Source organism: Vibrio sp. 1069, from assembly GCF_033340555.1.
This window is the reverse complement of sequence record NZ_JAWOWP010000710.1, coordinates 1-573: the sequence shown is the minus strand read 5'-3', so window position 1 is coordinate 573 and position 573 is coordinate 1. Positions and strand designations below refer to the sequence as shown.

At 44.2% G+C, this 573-nt stretch carries 1 protein-coding gene; it reads right to left on the bottom strand.

Translation table 11 applies throughout. From position 1 onward, the window contains the following. The coding region (locus R7040_RS28610; protein ID WP_318097908.1) for an Arm DNA-binding domain-containing protein at window positions 1-573 on the bottom strand (573 nt) is incomplete at both ends.

The following is a 573-nucleotide window of genomic DNA, read 5'->3' as shown; positions in this document are numbered from 1 at the left end:
TATTGATTGATTTAAGGAGAGCCAACACTCTGCAAATCGTAGCTGTAGCATAAGGCTTTCCAGTGGTCTTACTGATCGCTCCCTGCATTTCCATCTGAACTTTAACGATATGGGCAGCAGTGAGCTGGTTGACTGGAACGTGATGTATCGACTTAGCATGGCGAAACCGAGCCACATCATCTTTCCATGTGCGGCGTTGTTTTTGAAGCGGAAGGTAAACAGTTTCGAAAAATCGCTCAAGAGTCATAGAAGAGTCAGCTTTTTCAGTATCACGTTCAATCTTCGGATCAATACCCTCAAGAATCTGCTGGCGATACTCTTTCGCTTTTTTCCTCAAAGTAACTAGGTCGGTATCACTAGCTCTACCAAGACCAATGCTCGCCTTCTTACCGGTTATAGGACTGGTAAACCTATATATGAACCTGACAGATCCCTTTCCTTTACCCACCAGACATCTAACGCCCACAGGCAAACCACTATCTTTCATAGCAGACAGATTAATTTCGTAATCAGCAGATTTCGCGGTTTTAGGATTGGGCTTGAGATTATTGAGGAAAGTGGTGGTGAGTCGTT